Raw genomic sequence first — 14,939 nt, 5'->3', positions numbered from 1 at the left:
AGGAGCGACGTTTGAAGGAGGGGTACTTGCGTGATTGAAATCGAAAAGCCGAAAATTGAGACCGTTGATGTCAATGAAGATGGAACCTATGGGAAATTCGTAGTTGAGCCTCTGGAGAGAGGGTATGGCACGACGCTGGGGAACTCGCTTCGCCGCATCTTGTTATCCTCACTACCGGGAGCTGCAGTCACATCGATTCAAATCGATGGCGTGCTGCATGAATTTTCCACGATTCCGGGTGTCATGGAAGACGTGACCGAGGTCATCCTGAACCTGAAAGCTTTGTCTCTGAAAATTCATTCCGATGAAGAGAAAGTGTTCGAGATTGATGCGGAGGGTGAAGGGGTTGTTACTGCTGGTGACATCCGTGCGGATAGTGATGTGGAGATTCTGAACCCAGATCTTCATATTGCAACGCTCGGCCCTGGTGCAAGACTTCATATGCGTATTTTTGCCAGTCGCGGTCGTGGCTATGTCCAGGCGGATCGGAACAAACGCGATGACCAGCCTATCGGCGTCATTCCCGTCGATTCGATCTATACTCCGATTAGCCGTGTTAACTACGGTGTGGAAAATACGCGTGTTGGTCAAGTAACCAACTACGATAAACTGACGCTTGAAATTTGGACGGATGGCAGCATCCGCCCGGAAGAAGCTGTTAGTCTCGGCGCGAAAATCTTGACTGAGCATCTGTTCCTCTTCGTAGGTCTGACCGACGAAGCGAAGGATGCTGAGATCATGGTTGAGAAAGAAGAAGACAAGAAAGAAAAAGTGCTTGAAATGACGATCGAAGAGCTGGATCTTTCCGTTCGTTCCTACAACTGCTTGAAACGTGCCGGCATTAATACGGTACAAGAGCTGACCACGAAAACCGAAGAGGATATGATGAAAGTCCGGAACCTCGGACGCAAATCCTTGGAGGAAGTACAAGAGAAGCTTGAGGAGTTGGGCCTGGGACTTCGTACGGAAGAATAGCATAGATTCGGCTTAGCTTAGCAAAGGAGGGAAAAACACATGGCATACCAAAAGTTGGGCCGCGATTCCAGTGCGCGTAAAGCGTTGTTCCGTGACCTGGTAACCGACCTTTTCTTATATGAGCGCATTCAAACGACTGAAGCCAAAGCGAAAGAAGTTCGTTCGATCGCTGAGAAGTTGATCACAAAAGCAAAAAAAGGTGATCTTCACGCTCGTCGTCAAGTAGCTGCATTCGTGCGTCGTGAAACAGTAGACGGTGAACAAGATGCAATCCAAAAATTGTTCTCCGAAATCGCTCCTCGCTACGTAGAGCGTCCAGGCGGATACACTCGTATCCTGAAACTGGGACCTCGTCGTGGTGACGCAGCTCCAATGGTTTACTTGGAACTGGTAGATCGCGCGTAATATAGCTTTGTTCCATTGAAGTGACTGTAGTTATGTATGCCCGGCTCTGTAGATGTTTATTCTTGGAGCCATGAACGGGAAGTGGTGCGAGATATAGTCGATCATCTGGTTCGACTCGTCTCGACTACTCCATGGGCAACAATAACGGGGACCTTCTAGTCATGTGGCTGACTCGAAGGGTTCGGCTTAACATGATGAAAAGGAGCTCCTATGGGGCTCTTTTTTTGATGGATGTAGAATGTATAAGTTATCAGCGAAGCTGATGACATTCTATAAGCGAAAGAAACTTCCGCTATACTCAGGAGGTCAGCAATGCGTAATCTTCTGATGAAGGTCAGTTACGATGGTACCGATTATAACGGCTTTCAGACCCAGCCCGGTGGCCACACGATTCAGGACTATTTGGAGGAAGCGATCCGCCGTTTGTCTGGTGAACAGCTCAAGATTACGGCTTCAGGCCGGACAGATGCTGGGGTGCATGCTCGTGCCCAAGTATTCAATTTCTACACAGCTTCTCCAATTCCCGTTGAGCGTTGGTGTATGGCATTAAACACCTGGCTGCCGGAAGATATCGTGGTTTCGGATGCGATGGAGGTACCCATGGAATTCCATTCCCGGCACGCAGCGAAACGCAAAACCTATCGTTTTACCATCAATGCTAACCAATATCCGGATCTATTCAATCGGCGGTACCAGATCCATCATCATGGGAAACTGGATATCGCAGCCATGGAGCAGGGACTTTCTCATCTGATCGGAACGCATGACTATACAACGTTTGCGTCACGGAAGTCAACGAAGCCGTCTCACGTTCGTACTATTTTTGATGCCTGGATCGAGAAGGATACGTCTATGTGCCGTCCCGGCACGAGAGATCAAGGAGTCATTCATACGTACGTATCCGGGAACGGGTTTCTGCAGCATATGGTTCGGATCATTATGGGGACGTTGATTGAGGTAGGAGAAGGCAAGCGCCATCCGGATGACATGTTGGTCATACTGGAAGCCAAAAACCGGGCAGCAGCCGGCCCGACAGCCATGGGCAAGGGCCTGATGTTATGGGAAGTGGAGTATGATATCGCCGGAAAGGACTAACCCAATGCCCGTCGATATCAGACCACGGATAAGGCGATCACATAAAGAAGAAGAAATCACTTCTGGATGTGATGGGCGACTTGTTTGAATTACACGCATGGTGTAAGGTGGAAAACCAAAAAACACTTGCGGAAGTGGGCGTAATCCTGTATTATATAAGTTGTGTTTTCTTAACGGCTCTCCCACAGCCCCGGTTAAGAAAATGCCGAATGCAAGACTGCAACACCATGACAATGCTTTAAACATGAATGAAGATAAATAATGAAAATTAATGATGATTTTCGGACGAATACAAGGAGGAACTATACATGCGTACCACCTATATGGCGAAGCCAAATGAAGTTGAGCGCAAATGGTACATCGTTGATGCCGAAGGCAAGACGCTTGGCCGTTTGGCAAGTGAAGTTGCGGCTCTGATCCGCGGCAAACATAAGCCTCAATTCACTCCACATGTTGACACAGGGGATTTCGTGGTTGTTATCAACGCCGAGAAAATCCACCTCACTGGCAAAAAGATGGAGAACAAAAAATACTATCGTCACTCCCTGCATCCAGGTGGATTGAAAGTAACTACAGCTCAAGACCTGATTGCGAAATACCCAGAGCGTGTAATCGAAAGCGCGGTTCACGGCATGCTTCCTAAAACTCGCATGGGCGAGAAAATGAAGCTGAGACTGAAAGCATATGCAGGCACAGCACATCCACATGAAGCACAAAAACCAGAAGCTTACGAACTTCGCGGTTAATTATAAAGGAGGACAGTTTCATGGCACAAGTACAATACTATGGGACAGGTCGTCGTAAACACTCGGTAGCACGTGTACGCCTCGTACCGGGTGAAGGACGCATTGTCATCAATAAACGTGATATTAATGAATACTTCGGTTTGGAAACACTCAAGCTGATCGTTAAACAACCTTTGAATCTGACAGAAACACTGGGCAAATATGACGTGCTTGTCATCGCTCACGGTGGCGGCATCTCCGGTCAAGCTGGAGCAATCCGTCACGGTATCTCCCGTGCTCTTCTGAAAGCAGATCCAGAATTCCGTCCTTCTCTGAAAAGAGCTGGATTCCTGACTCGCGACCCTCGTATGAAAGAGCGTAAGAAATACGGTCTTAAAGCAGCTCGTCGCGCGCCTCAGTTCTCCAAACGTTAATATTTGCGACTTACCAAGCCCTTGGCCATTATGGTCAAGGGCTTTTTTATGTTTAGAGAAAGCGGTTGTCCACAAAGATATTCACAGGATGGACAATTCACTCCGATTTCGTTGGCCAAATCTAGAACCGGTTGTTCACATGATGTGCACAACCTGCGAATAGATGGATGTAGATAGGGATGATCTTACATCGTTAACCACTTGACTTGATATGTAAATAGAGATATATTATTAATTGCGAATTAATTAAGTACTTAAATAATTAATATTTAATCATTAATTAAATAAGTAATTTTCGGACCAGAGAAGGGGGGATATGGTTGGATCGCAATGAAGAGATTTTCAAGGTGTCGTCGATGTTCCGGGCACTGCTGAAGAACATTCATCAGGAATGGAACAAGTCGAGCGCCGGGAAGTACAACTTAAGCTTTCCACAATTTCAGGTGCTGTATGTATTAAAGCTGCGAGGGCCACTGAAGGTATCGGAGCTTGCCGAAGCTTTGTCTTTAACACCGCCGGCTATAACCGGCCTAACGGATAAATTGGTTGCGGAAGGATACTTGCAAAAAGAGCGTGCAGAGGATGACCGGAGAGTTGTCAACATCACACTCTTGGAACCGGGTCTAGATGTAATTAGGAAAGTGAAGAAGGATCAGAAGGAAATGATTCAGGGGTTTTTCAATTTTCTCTCTGAGGAAGACATTCAGCATTTGAGAAGAATCTTCTCCTTGATGCTGTCAAACATAGATAAAGACAATCACAACAACGGGTAGAGGTGGAGCATGGAGCATTTAACGCTTAAACGTAAAGTTTCAATTATGATTGCGATCATGGCTGCGATGTTCTTCGCAGCCATTAACCAGACGATAACGAGCACCGCAATGCCGCGGATTATCGCCATTCTTGATGGCATGGATTATTATACATGGACCATCAATATTTATTTGTTAACATCAACGATCGCAACGATATTGGTAGGTAAGCTGTCCGACATGTTCGGGCGTAAGCCGTTTATTTTGATAGGTATATTATTTTTTATGTTAGGGGCTTTCCTGACGGGTACATCAACAGACGTGTATCAATTCATTATTTATCGCGGTATTCAAGGTATAGGTGCCGGTATTATTCAATCAACCGCATTTATGTCGGTCGGGGACTTATTTCCACCGCGCGAACGTGGCAAATGGATGGGTCTGATGACCGCGGTATTCGGTTTTTCCAGTGTACTTGGCCCTACGCTTGGCGGATATCTGGTCGATAACATCGAATGGCGTTGGTTATTCTGGATCTTCCTGCCGCTGGGTGTAGTAGCCTTTATCATGATTTGGACGTTGTTTCCGAAGGTTGAACGCAAGCCTGGCCAGTCCATTGACTATTTGGGTTCCTTATTCCTTACAACGTCCATCGTTCCTTTACTGCTGGCCTTTTCTTGGGCTGGTACGGAATATGCTTGGGGATCACCGCAGATTATTGGTCTCATCGCAGCTTCAGTCGTATCGGCTTTTATCTTTATCTTGGTAGAGATGAAGGCGAAGGAGCCGGTATTGCCACTTAGTTTGTTCAAAAATAGTGTCGTTACGGTTTCTAATCTGATTGGATTTTTTATGAACTTTGGTCTGATGGGTGCCATGATTTATATTTCCTTCTATGTTCAAGGTGTGCTTGGCATCTCACCAACCTATGCCGGTTATGTAACCATCCCGATGTCGATTTTCATGATGGGTACGAGTGCTATAGCAGGTCAACTCATCGCTAAAAGCGGTAAGTACAAACGGTACGCACTTCTTGGAGTTCCCATTATGATGGTCGGTATGGGCATTATGGTGTTCATGGACAACATTTGGCTTACGGTAGTTAGTACCATTATTTTTGGTATCGGTCTTGGTTTGGGTATGCCGGTATTCTCGCTGGCTACGCAGAATGCGGTACCCCACAATGAACTCGGTGTAGCAACGGCATCATCCCAGTTGTTCCGTAATCTCGGCGGCACAATCGGGATCGCGGTTATGGGAACGGTTATGTCGAATAATCTGACGAAGAATTTGAAGGAAGCACTTCAGTCGACGAATGCACCGGATTTTAGCACGGTGGATCCACAGCTGGCACAGCAGATGTTGTCCTTCGCTAATCCGCAGACACTGATGAATAAACCGCTGATCGAACAAACGCAGGCAAGTCTTCCTGCCGATGTACAGTCTTTGTTCGCGCAAATGATCGACAGTATCCGCGATGCACTTGGAAATACATTGTCCATGGTGTTCCTCACAGGTACGTTAGTCCTCGTAGTCGCGCTGCTGCTTGTGTTCTTCTTAAAGGAGATTCCGCTGCGAACGACGAATCAGGCATCCGCTCCCAAATCCGACGACTCGGAAGGGAAGAGTGCCGGCGCAGGTACTAGAGCTAAAGAGGTATCGGTGGCAACAACAGACTAAGATTGGTATTTGTCAAAATGTTTGGAAATCGAAGAGAAAGAAGACCCTTTCTGCTTATGCAGGAAGGGTTTTTTCGTTTATCATGGTAACGATTTGATGTTGACATTTATTAGGAATGTTTTATACTGTATTTAATTCATATTATTTCAGTAGGATTATCGGGATTAATATCGGGGGAGGCATCCAATCATGAATTTGCTGGAGAAAGAGGATTTGATTCGAGTGCAAGCAGAAGAGCTTGAGCATGCATCGGCTGAGGAAGTCATCGCATATGCGATCAAGACATTTCCCAATATAACGTTTGCTTGCAGCTTTGGAGCAGAAGATGTGGTATTGGTGGACATGATTCAAAAGATTAGCCCGTCGACGGATATTTTTTATCTGGATACCGATTTTCACTTCAAGGAAACGTACGAAACGCGGGATCGTATGGCCGAACGTTATGGCCTGGAATTCGTGCGGGTCTCTCCGCTCATTACGCCTGAAGAGCAAGCGGCACAGTATGGTGAAGCATTATGGAGCGTCAGCCCGAATGAGTGCTGCAACATCCGAAAGGTAGAGCCATTGACCCGGATTCTGTCTCAGTATGAGGCTTGGATTACAGGGATACGAAGAGATCAAGCCCCTACCCGGGCGAATTCGAAGAAGATTGAATATGATACCAAGTTCGGTTTGGTGAAGTTCAATCCGATCGCGGCATGGACTAGCGAGGATGTGTGGAACTATATCCGAACTAATGAGATCATCTACAACCCGCTGCATGATCAGAATTATCCGAGCATTGGCTGCGAATATTGCACACGACAGGTCATGCCAGGAGAAGACCCACGTGCTGGACGCTGGTCAGGTCATGAGAAGACGGAATGCGGACTTCATAAATAAACGAATCATGATGTACTTAGGATCGTACAGTTACAGCATAAGAAGGAGGAATTATTCATGACAGCCATACTCCCTCATGGCGGTACGCTGGTACAGCGGGTAGCCCAAGGAGCAGAGCGTGAAGATTTATTGAAACAGGTCGACACTCTTCATAAGATCCCCGTAAACGCTTGGAGCATCTCGGATCTGGATTTGATCGGGGTCGGGGCATTTTCGCCACTGCAAGGATTTTTGAACGAGCAGGATCACAAGTCTGTGGTTTCCTCTATGCGTTTAGCGGACGGTACGGTCTGGAGCATACCGGTTACCCTGGCTGTTGATGAGGATACAGCGGCTAAACTTGCCGTCGGCGAGAAGGCGGCCCTTGTAGGCGAAGAAGATGGGGTCGTCTACGGCGTTATCGATGTAGAGAGCGTCTATCAGGTGGATCAGCAAGCTGAGGCTGTTCAAGTATTTAAGACGGATGATCCGGAGCATCCCGGCGTGAAGAAACTTTTCGAACGTCCTTCAATCTATGTAGGCGGGCCGATCCAAGTGCTGAATCGTCCGCAGCCGGAACGGTTTGGCGAGTTTTATTTTGATCCGGCAGAGACCCGGGAACAGTTCAAAGCGAAGGGCTGGAATACAGTTGTAGGCTTTCAGACACGTAATCCGGTTCACCGTGCACATGAATACATTCAGAAGAGTGCCATGGAAATCGTAGACGCACTATTCCTCAATCCGCTTGTAGGAGAGACCAAATCGGATGACGTTCCTGCCAATGTGCGAATGAAGAGCTATCTGACCTTGCTGGAGAACTACTATCCAGCGGATCGCACCTTCCTGGGCGTATTTCCGGCTGCCATGCGTTATGCGGGGCCTAGAGAAGCTATATTCCATGCAATGGTCCGTAAAAACTATGGCTGTACCCATTTTATCGTTGGCCGGGATCACGCAGGAGTCGGTGACTATTACGGCACGTATGAGGCTCAGGAAATTTTCAAGAATTTCACTGCAGAAGAGTTGGGTATTACCCCGCTGTTCTTTGAGCACAGCTTCTTCTGCACCACTTGCGGAAACATGGCTTCAAGCAAAACATGCCCTCATCCTAAGGAGGCTCATCTGACCTTGTCGGGAACGAAGGTTCGTGGCTTGCTTCGCGAAGGACAGTGCCCGCCACCGGAATTTACGCGCCCCGAAGTCGCGCAAGTGTTAATCGAAGGCATGAAAGAGCAGATTACGGTCTAACCAAGGCATAAATAGCCACCTTGTCCCATATGATGGAGTAGAACAACTCATGGGACGAGGTGGTTTTGTTATGTCCAGGCGGAGATCGGACAAGGTTACGGTATGGATATCGCTAAAGAGAGTCAAGCAAACCCTGATTGGAGCTGCGCTGCTGGCACTGCTCATTGTCGTTGTAACATACGAAATCCCCTCTGCCAAAACGTCGAATACCTGGAGTTTGCCGCTTGCCGGCAAAGTCATTGCCCTTGATGCAGGACATGGCGGGCCAGATGGGGGGGCGGTAAGCCGACAAGGCGTCATCGAGAAGGATGTAAACCTGGCCATCACCTTGTATTTGCGTGATTATTTACAGCAGGCAGGCGCACTCGTCATTATGACAAGAGAAGGAGACTATGACCTGGCTGCAGAAAGCACAAAGGGGTATTCCAAGCGTAAAACGGAAGACCTCAAGCAACGCGTTCGGATGATCGAGGAGAGTAAGGCGGATCTGTTTATCAGCATGCATCTGAACAGCATTCCGTCCAATCGGTGGAGAGGGGCGCAGACCTTTTTCCCTCCAAATAACGGGGAAAGTCAAAAACTCGCTGAATTGATTCAGGCAGAAATACGGCATAACCTGGAGAATACGCAGCGTTTGGCCAAAACGGATGATAAGATATTTTTGCTTCAAGCTCTGCGCATGCCTTCTGCCTTGGTAGAGGTCGGTTTCTTGTCCCATCCGGAGGAATCCGAATTGCTGCGTGATGAGAAATACCAGAGAAAGGTCGCAGCCTCTGTGTATAATGGCATTTTGCGATATACGTCCGGAGAGTCCGCCAGCGAGTCGTCACAAGCTGCAGAGTAATGGTATAATGGACAGGAATATCGAAACATTGTCTATTCCATTACATAGAGCAGAGGTGCTTATATGCTGACTAGAGAAACGGTACAGGAGATACTCCAGCCTTTACGCGATCCCGAAACCGGAAAGAGCTTAATGGAGCTCCAGCGTATTCGAGATATTGTTGTGAAGGAACGCACGGTCCGATTATCCGTGACTTACAGCAGTGAAGATGTACGCGCTTCCTTGGAGGCGCAGATCAGAGAAATTCTTGAAGCTATGGGGGCAGAAGATATACATATCCGCATGCGCCCTCTGGACAATGCCGTTAGCGGAGCAGCCCGTGAGGAAGATAACGATCGCGAGAAGCTGACAAAAGGACATGCCGCCGGCATGGAGCAGAATATGCTCCTTAGCGAGCAATCCGGCGTTCATTTCATTGCGATTGCAAGCGGCAAAGGCGGCGTGGGTAAATCCACCGTTACGGTGAATTTAGCTGCAGCTTTGGCTCGGCAAGGCAAGAAGGTAGGCTTGATTGATGCCGATATTTATGGCTTCAGCGTACCGGATATGATGGGCATTGAAGAGGGGCCGTCCGTAACCGAGGAGGGTGTCATCCATCCGGTTGAGCGTTTTGGTGTCAAGGTGATGTCCATGGGCTTCTTCATCCGCGAGAATAGTCCGGTGATTTGGCGCGGACCGATGCTTGGCAAAATGCTGCGTCAATTTTTCACGGATGTCGCTTGGGGGGATTTGGACTACATGCTGCTGGACCTGCCGCCAGGGACAGGGGACGTGGCGCTGGACGTGCATCAGATGATTCCGCAGAGCAAAGAGATCATCGTAACCACCCCGCATGCTACGGCGGCGTTTGTAGCTGCCAGAGCGGGTGCCATGGCCCTGCAGACCGATCATGAAATCTTAGGCGTCGTCGAGAACATGTCTTATTATGTCTGCTCCCATGGCGGGGAGAAGGATTATGTATTTGGTCGTGGAGGCGGAGGGAAGCTTGCAGAAACGCTTCATACCGAGCTGCTCGCGCAGCTTCCGTTGGGAGCGCCGGATAACCACCCTTCAGAGCCGGACTTCTCCCCGTCGGTGTATAAGGCAGGTACCGAGAGCGCAGGGATCTACGATGAAATCGCCGCAAGGATTGCAGGCAAGCTTGAGGAATCCATCTAGATGGTCAATAAGCATATAATGAAACAGGCTCCCTAGTTAGGGAGCCTGTTAATGTTTATGGGAGAGATGGGGAAGTGCTGCTTAACTGCCGCCGCCTTCACCGCCTCCTTCTTCTCCTTCACCGCCGCCTTCACCGCCACCTTCACCACCGCCGCCGCCTTGCTCTTCTTGTCCTTGTCCTTCTTTTTTCTTCTCCACTTTAGGCTGAAGTTCGTCTTTTACAACCGTTTTAAGCAGTTCCAGCACCTCCATGCGGAACAGCGGGTTCTGCATAGCTTCCTGCATCACGGTCATGGACTGTTTGCGATAATCCGGGGTATTGGTCAGTTCAAGAAACGATTTCATCACGTCCGGAGATTTTAACATATCTTGAATCGCTTTTTGATAGGTTGGGTCTTTGATGAGCTGCATATGCAGCTGCTTGCTCTCGGAATTGATGGCTTTGGCAAAATCACCCGCGAATTGCGGATCGGTCATAATCTTCTCAATTTCCTTCTTATATTCCTCCGATACCAGTGTATCCTTAACGGCCATGCGAATTTGATCCCCGGACTGGGCGGACATCATCCGCATCCCCATGGATCCGCCGCTTCCGGAGGAACCGCCAGATCCACCGCCCAGCGCTTCCTCTACCGCTTTTTTACCTTCGTCGGTTTTCAGAATGTCGACCACCATGGACTTGATTTCTTTATATCCGAGCTGCGGGGACGAGCTTTGTTCTGCACCACAAGCGGTAAGCACCACGGCAGCAACGAAGACGATAATACATAAACGAAATAACGGCCACTTCATTACCGTTGTCCTCCTTTTTAAGATCATTGAATTTATAAGCGAAGCCGAACAAATTCGATAATCGCAAGAAAAACATCCGCAGCATTATAGGTAGGTCCTCTGGTGAAGTACGCTCGATCGATGTTTTTCTTACGGTTCTTCGCATAGTATGTGATGGATTTGCAGAAATATGTCGGATTCAGAATGGTTTTTTATTGTGAACGTTGGTAAAATAATGATCTGTGGGGGTGGAAGTTAGTTGAGCTTACGAAAGTGGTCTAAATTGTTTTTGAAAACGCTGCTCGTCGGGGCAGTGGCGGCATTAATTGTAGGTTTGATCCTGCAGTTGTTTAATGGCGCGATCGAATTTACGGGAATGGCCGATTTATTGATATACCCGCTGATTTTGTTGGGCTCCGGGGCACTGGTGAGCGTATACTCCCAGATGGGCTTTTTTGCGTACCTGACTTTAAATTATATGGGGATAGGCATATTCCGCCGAAAGACTTGGCAGTACATTCAGATTGTGTTGGCTGTTCTAGCATTGCTGGAGCTAATGTTCTTCCGTACCTTTGTCGGCGGATCCACTAGCCTGCAGCAGGATTTGATTTTAGGTATTTCCATTTTGGTTATTGCTGTTGTTGTTGCTTATCTCAAAGTGAAGAGCACGAATGCTAATGCATGGATTCCGACCCTCTTCTTCATGATGGCGATTTCCATTGTGGAGATTATCGGTGTACTGCAAATTGGAGTCAGCAACGCCACGATCTTTATGGTGGTACCATTGCTAATCTGTAATGCATACCAAATTCTGACGCTTCATAAAGTTACACAAGACGAAAAAAAGAGCTAACACCTTAGCTCTTTTTTTGTTAAACATTATTCAATTACAGGATTCAATTACAGGGTTCCTCTCGAGCGTTTAAAGTCCGCCTGCATCCTCGATGCTCTTCTGCAATGAAGCGTGATCACGAACCTCGGTGCCTTGGGCGCTGCCCTGTTGAAGCAGATCTGTTACCGTAACGAACTCGTAGCCTTTATTACGCAGTTCCTTGATGATGAGAGGGAGAGCTTCATGTGTTTGCTTCACGGAGTCGCTGGCATGCATCAGCACGATGTCTCCCGGATGTGCTTTGGAGACGACGCGGTCCACAATTTTGTCGACGCCGATATTCTTCCAGTCCCTGGAGTCGGTATCCCACTGGATCACCGTGTAGTTAAGGCTCTGGGCTATGCCGAGCACTCTTTTGTCAAAATCCCCGTTAGGCATTCGTATTAATTTGGGTTCTTGTCCGGTCATTGCGGTTAAAATAGTATGTGCCGAAGAAATCTGCTTGCGTATTTCCTCATCGGTGAGCGTGCTGTAATTATCGTGCTTGAAGCCGTGGCTCCCGATTTCATATCCGCTTTCCTTAATGGCATTCACGATATCGGGATGTGTTTTGCTCCATGGCGCAGACAGGAAGAAGGTTGCTTTTTGAACTCCATTGTCTTTTAAGGCCTGTAAAATAGGCTCTGCGCGTTTTTCGCCCCAGCTGATGTCAAACGTTAAAGCGATCTGTTTCTTATCCGTAGACACGCTGTAAATCGCTGACGGGTTGTTCTCGGAGAAGACCGAGATGTTGTCACTCTCCACATAAATAACGCCGATTGCAAAGATCGCCGCGGCAAGGACGAAGAAAAACCGCTTAATCTTTCTGCCGTTGAATACATAAAAAGAATTCATAATACGTGCGCCCCTCTCCCTTCAGTGTGCAATAGCTTGTTTACTTTCAACATATGCTCGTACTTGCGAGTTATACCAATTTAGGAGGTAGCGAATGTTACGTTTTAGCATTTTTCTCAGAGATTTAAGATCGATCCGGAAGGCATTGCTCTTGGCAGCGGTCTTATTTATCGCCGGAATCGTGGCGGGAGCAAGTTCAGAGGGGTTCGAGCAATTCCTTCTAGGTCAGCTTCAAGGATTAGGGGAGATTAGCCAGCAGCTCGGTTCCTCCGATCATCCCGAATGGAATTTCTTTGTCTTTATCTTTCTTAACAACAGCATTAAGAGCGTGCTGGTCATGTTCTCAGGCTTGCTGCTCGGCGTAATACCGTTCTTCTTCCTGGTCATTAATGGCATGGTGATAGGTTTCTTGCTGAAGGTTGTGGGGGAGAGCGGAGAGAGTCTGTTTGATCTGATTGTGAAAGGGCTGCTGCCACATGGGATCATTGAGATACCGGTCATTGTGATTGCCTGCGGGTATGGCCTGGCTTTTGGCGGGCTGGTATTGAGAAGTATTGTGGCAACAGGGGAGCGCAGAAGCGGGATAGGCGCGGAGTGGCGCGGGTTTTGGCGCAAGCTGGGTACTGCATCCTTATGGGTTGTCGTGCTGCTGCTCATTGCGGCAGTGATCGAAAGTACAATTACGTTGTGGCTGATGTCATAATTTTCCCTGAAATTGTGCATACCTAATAAAGCAGCTTAGCAGAGTAAAGAGAGAGCTGCGTGGACAGGACGTTCATCATAATGTGCAGACAGCATTCATTCGGTTTAGAGATCCCGCCAATACGGTTAATCACCAATACATAGGCAAGAGCAGCTTTAATCCGATTGAAGTGACGTTACATGTTCACTTAACTATACAAGGAGGTCCTATCATGCTGGGAATGCTATTCAATGAAAAAGAGTGCAAAGAGCTTGATTATGTACTGCGAAAAGAACTGGATGAGATGCTGCTGGATTTGAGCGACCAACGATTGGACCAAAACATCAGGCAGGCTATTGCTAACCGATATAAAACGGTGTTCCGCATGTATGCCCGGTTTGCACCGCAGAAGGAACTCTCCAAATATGCACGTAACGGGAAGTTTCCGCAAATCAAACATTAATTTTACGAAAAAGTGTTGACTAACCGGCTAAGTATATGGTAAATTAATTTTCGCTTCCTTTTCGAAGGTGATGCCGCCAACCGGCGGCCATCAAACTTCAAAACCAACTTCAAAAAAACTTTTTAAAAAAAGTACTTGCAAAGTTGATAGGAAGTATGATATATTATAAAAGTCGCCGCTGAGATGCGGATGACAAACAAGAAACACAGATTGATCTTTGAAAACTGAACAACGAGTGAGTAAAACGAACCACTTTGGTGGGACGTTGAAATAGAGAATTGAACAAATTCTCGTCAGTTGAGAAATGAGCAAGTCAAACATAGGATGGAACACCTCATCACCTTCGGGTATGAGATTCCTTCCGATCCTTATTGGAGAGTTTGATCCTGGCTCAGGACGAACGCTGGCGGCGTGCCTAATACATGCAAGTCGAGCGGACTTGATGGGGTGCTTGCACTCCTGATGGTTAGCGGCGGACGGGTGAGTAACACGTAGGCAACCTGCCCTCAAGACTGGGATAACTACCGGAAACGGTAGCTAATACCGGATAATTTATTTCACAGCATTGTGGAATAATGAAAGACGGAGTAATCTGTCACTTGGGGATGGGCCTGCGGCGCATTAGCTAGTTGGTGGGGTAATGGCTCACCAAGGCGACGATGCGTAGCCGACCTGAGAGGGTGAACGGCCACACTGGGACTGAGACACGGCCCAGACTCCTACGGGAGGCAGCAGTAGGGAATCTTCCGCAATGGGCGAAAGCCTGACGGAGCAACGCCGCGTGAGTGATGAAGGTTTTCGGATCGTAAAGCTCTGTTGCCAAGGAAGAACGTCTTCTAGAGTAACTGCTAGGAGAGTGACGGTACTTGAGAAGAAAGCCCCGGCTAACTACGTGCCAGCAGCCGCGGTAATACGTAGGGGGCAAGCGTTGTCCGGAATTATTGGGCGTAAAGCGCGCGCAGGCGGTTCTTTAAGTCTGGTGTTTAAACCCGAGGCTCAACTTCGGGTCGCACTGGAAACTGGGGGACTTGAGTGCAGAAGAGGAGAGTGGAATTCCACGTGTAGCGGTGAAATGCGTAGATATGTGGAGGAACACCAGTGGCGAAGGCGACTCTCTGGG

General features: G+C 48.0%; 16 protein-coding genes and 1 rRNA gene (1 of these 17 only partly in view). 15 read left to right on the top strand and 2 right to left on the bottom strand.

Annotated elements, in window-relative coordinates:
• The first annotated feature begins 30 nt into the window (after positions 1 to 30).
• From BJP58_RS16500 to BJP58_RS16450, 11 genes are all read left to right on the top strand, one after another.
• Positions 31 to 975 (top strand): DNA-directed RNA polymerase subunit alpha, encoded by a 945-nt coding sequence (locus BJP58_RS16500; protein WP_071221012.1) that lies wholly within the window; start codon positions 31 to 33, stop codon positions 973 to 975.
• A 39-nt stretch (positions 976 to 1,014) separates the two neighbouring features.
• Positions 1,015 to 1,380: a 50S ribosomal protein L17 gene (gene rplQ, locus BJP58_RS16495; protein ID WP_194544700.1), complete on the top strand. Its 366-nt coding sequence runs from the start codon at positions 1,015 to 1,017 to the stop codon at positions 1,378 to 1,380.
• 312 nt (positions 1,381 to 1,692) lie between these two features.
• Positions 1,693 to 2,475 (top strand): tRNA pseudouridine(38-40) synthase TruA, encoded by a 783-nt coding sequence (truA, locus tag BJP58_RS16490; RefSeq protein WP_194544699.1) that lies wholly within the window; start codon positions 1,693 to 1,695, stop codon positions 2,473 to 2,475.
• A 308-nt stretch (positions 2,476 to 2,783) separates the two neighbouring features.
• Positions 2,784 to 3,221, top strand: coding sequence for a 50S ribosomal protein L13 (rplM, locus tag BJP58_RS16485; protein ID WP_071221009.1), 438 nt, complete (start codon positions 2,784 to 2,786; stop codon positions 3,219 to 3,221).
• 20 nt (positions 3,222 to 3,241) lie between these two features.
• Positions 3,242 to 3,634 (top strand): 30S ribosomal protein S9, encoded by a 393-nt coding sequence (gene rpsI / locus BJP58_RS16480; protein ID WP_006212891.1) that lies wholly within the window; start codon positions 3,242 to 3,244, stop codon positions 3,632 to 3,634.
• A 320-nt stretch (positions 3,635 to 3,954) separates the two neighbouring features.
• Positions 3,955 to 4,407 (top strand): MarR family winged helix-turn-helix transcriptional regulator, encoded by a 453-nt coding sequence (locus BJP58_RS16475; protein WP_071221008.1) that lies wholly within the window; start codon positions 3,955 to 3,957, stop codon positions 4,405 to 4,407.
• 9 nt (positions 4,408 to 4,416) lie between these two features.
• Positions 4,417 to 6,066, top strand: coding sequence for an MDR family MFS transporter (locus BJP58_RS16470; protein WP_194544698.1), 1,650 nt, complete (start codon positions 4,417 to 4,419; stop codon positions 6,064 to 6,066).
• Positions 6,067 to 6,255: 189 nt separating this feature from the next.
• The gene (locus BJP58_RS16465; protein WP_194544697.1) at positions 6,256 to 6,948 is read left to right on the top strand and encodes a phosphoadenylyl-sulfate reductase; all 693 of its coding nucleotides are present in this window, start codon (positions 6,256 to 6,258) and stop codon (positions 6,946 to 6,948) included.
• A 57-nt stretch (positions 6,949 to 7,005) separates the two neighbouring features.
• Positions 7,006 to 8,175: a sulfate adenylyltransferase gene (gene sat, locus BJP58_RS16460; protein WP_194544696.1), complete on the top strand. Its 1,170-nt coding sequence runs from the start codon at positions 7,006 to 7,008 to the stop codon at positions 8,173 to 8,175.
• Positions 8,176 to 8,245: 70 nt separating this feature from the next.
• Positions 8,246 to 9,019 carry an N-acetylmuramoyl-L-alanine amidase CwlD gene (gene cwlD, locus BJP58_RS16455; protein WP_194544695.1) on the top strand — a complete coding sequence of 258 codons (774 nt, stop codon included), beginning with the start codon at positions 8,246 to 8,248 and terminating at the stop codon, positions 9,017 to 9,019.
• A 63-nt stretch (positions 9,020 to 9,082) separates the two neighbouring features.
• Complete coding sequence (locus BJP58_RS16450; protein WP_194544694.1) at positions 9,083 to 10,177, top strand: Mrp/NBP35 family ATP-binding protein; 1,095 nt, start codon at positions 9,083 to 9,085, stop codon at positions 10,175 to 10,177.
• 81 nt (positions 10,178 to 10,258) lie between these two features.
• Here the strand turns inward: BJP58_RS16450 and gerD are convergent, their stop codons facing one another.
• Positions 10,259 to 10,969, bottom strand: a complete 711-nt coding sequence (gerD, locus tag BJP58_RS16445) for a spore germination lipoprotein GerD (RefSeq protein WP_194544693.1) — start codon at positions 10,967 to 10,969, stop codon at positions 10,259 to 10,261.
• 238 nt (positions 10,970 to 11,207) lie between these two features.
• Here gerD and BJP58_RS16440 point away from each other — a divergent pair, with 238 nt between their 5' ends.
• On the top strand, positions 11,208 to 11,801 hold the full coding sequence (locus tag BJP58_RS16440) for a KinB-signaling pathway activation protein (RefSeq protein ID WP_076326206.1): 594 nt from the start codon (positions 11,208 to 11,210) through the stop codon (positions 11,799 to 11,801).
• Positions 11,802 to 11,870: 69 nt separating this feature from the next.
• Here the strand turns inward: BJP58_RS16440 and pdaB are convergent, their stop codons facing one another.
• A complete protein-coding gene (pdaB, locus tag BJP58_RS16435; protein ID WP_071221000.1) occupies positions 11,871 to 12,674 on the bottom strand; it encodes a polysaccharide deacetylase family sporulation protein PdaB in 804 nt (267 codons plus the stop codon).
• Between the two features lie 94 nt (positions 12,675 to 12,768).
• Here pdaB and BJP58_RS16430 point away from each other — a divergent pair, with 94 nt between their 5' ends.
• The 3 genes from BJP58_RS16430 to BJP58_RS16420 form a co-directional block, all read left to right on the top strand.
• Positions 12,769 to 13,377, top strand: a complete 609-nt coding sequence (locus BJP58_RS16430; RefSeq protein ID WP_194544692.1) for a stage II sporulation protein M — start codon at positions 12,769 to 12,771, stop codon at positions 13,375 to 13,377.
• Between the two features lie 211 nt (positions 13,378 to 13,588).
• Positions 13,589 to 13,819 (top strand): hypothetical protein, encoded by a 231-nt coding sequence (locus BJP58_RS16425; RefSeq protein ID WP_009592811.1) that lies wholly within the window; start codon positions 13,589 to 13,591, stop codon positions 13,817 to 13,819.
• Between the two features lie 368 nt (positions 13,820 to 14,187).
• Positions 14,188 to 14,939: ribosomal RNA gene (locus tag BJP58_RS16420) — 16S ribosomal RNA — on the top strand (it continues 804 nt past the right edge of the window).

This window comes from Paenibacillus sp. JZ16, assembly GCF_015326965.1.
Classification (GTDB): domain Bacteria; phylum Bacillota; class Bacilli; order Paenibacillales; family Paenibacillaceae; genus Paenibacillus_AQ.
Note: the sequence above shows the minus strand (reverse complement) of the source record. Positions and strands in the feature narration are given on the sequence as shown.